At 70.2% G+C, this 1298-nt stretch carries 2 protein-coding genes; one reads left to right on the top strand and one right to left on the bottom strand.

Translation table 11 applies throughout. The features are described from left to right. Window positions 1-113 precede the first annotated feature (113 nt). Window positions 114-617: a hypothetical protein gene (locus tag MTQ10_RS30540; RefSeq protein WP_247473996.1), complete on the top strand. Its 504-nt coding sequence runs from the start codon at window positions 114-116 to the stop codon at window positions 615-617. Here MTQ10_RS30540 and MTQ10_RS30535 read toward each other — a convergent pair. Further along, the coding region (locus MTQ10_RS30535; protein WP_247473994.1) for an IS5 family transposase at window positions 532-1298 on the bottom strand (767 nt) is incomplete at its 5' end. The genes MTQ10_RS30540 and MTQ10_RS30535 overlap by 86 nt on opposite strands.

Raw genomic sequence — 1298 nt, 5'->3', positions numbered from 1 at the left:
AGAGGGCTTCTCGAAACCGAGTGTGAGGCTGGGTTTGTGCTGGTCAGGCATAGTTTCGGGGTGGGTGAGGTAGGTCCGGTGCGTCCGTGGAGGTGGCGTGCTGGAGGTGCGTGATGGTGTCTGTGCTGGGGCGGCTGGAGGAGCGGGAGCGTGCGGCCCGGAGGCGGGTGGAGGAGTTGCAGGCCGAGCTGGAGGCGGCGCAGTCGGAGTGGGACGAGTGGCTGATCGCCCGCAGGCGGGTCGGCGAGGTGTGGGACGACGGGGGTGAAACCGTGGGCCGGGACGGTGAGGCGGGGAAGACGCCGGACGGGGGTGAGGCCGCGGCGCCGGCGGCGGCGAGGCCCGGGTCGGTTGTTCCTCCCTGGCGGGAGGGGCTGTCGGCCGAGGTGCTGGCGCCGGAGTATCAGCAGGTCATGGGTCTGCTGGCCGAACGCCGCGCCACTGGCGGCCAGCCACTGAACTGCCGTGAGATCACTGCCTTGTTGGGGCTTGAGGTGGTTCCGGCGAAGATGGAGGGCGTGCGGTGCAAGCTCAAGCGGCTCGTTGTGCGGGGATGGGCGCACGAGCCGGTTCCGGGCCGGTTCGCCTGCGGCGATGGCCGAGACGGCGGGTCATGACCATGGTCATCGACCACAGGATCATCGCCTCCGACGACGCGGGCAGCCGCTCGTAGTCGCGGGCCAGGCGCCGGGAGCGGGTGAGCCAGGCGAAGGTCCGCTCGACGATCCACCGTTTGGGCAGCACGACGAAGCCTTTGTGGCCGTCGCTGCGGCGGATGACGGTCAGTATTAGGTTCAGGGCCCTGGCGCACCAGCCCACCAGCATGCCGGTGTATCCGCTGTCCGCCCATACGCGCCTGAGCCGATGATGCCGCCTCGTGGCCTGGGAGAGGAGGTCCTGGGCGGCGTCCCGGTCCCCCGTCGAGGCGGGGGTGACCATGACCGCGAGGATCAGGCCGAGGGTGTCCACCACGATATGCCGCTTGCGCCCTTTGATCTTCTTCCCGCCGTCATAGCCGCTGGTCGCGGCCTCGACCGTGGACGTGCCTTTCGCGGACTGCGAGTCGATCACCCCTGCCGTCGGCTCCGCATCCCGGCCCTGCGCTTCACGGGTCGCGGCGCGGAGCCGGCCGTGGAACTCGCCGATCAGCCCCTGCTTCCGCCAGCGGGTGAAGAACCGGTGCACCGCCTTCCATGGCGGGTAGTCGGCAGGCAGCGCGGGCCACTTCACGCCGTTGTCCACCACGTAGCGGATCGCGTCGAGTATGTCCCGGTGGCAGTACTCCTCCGGCCGGCCGC

The sequence above is a fragment of the Streptomyces sp. XM83C genome (assembly GCF_023072675.1).
Classification (GTDB): domain Bacteria; phylum Actinomycetota; class Actinomycetes; order Streptomycetales; family Streptomycetaceae; genus Streptomyces; species Streptomyces thermocoprophilus.
Note: the sequence above shows the minus strand (reverse complement) of the source record. Positions and strands in the feature narration are given on the sequence as shown.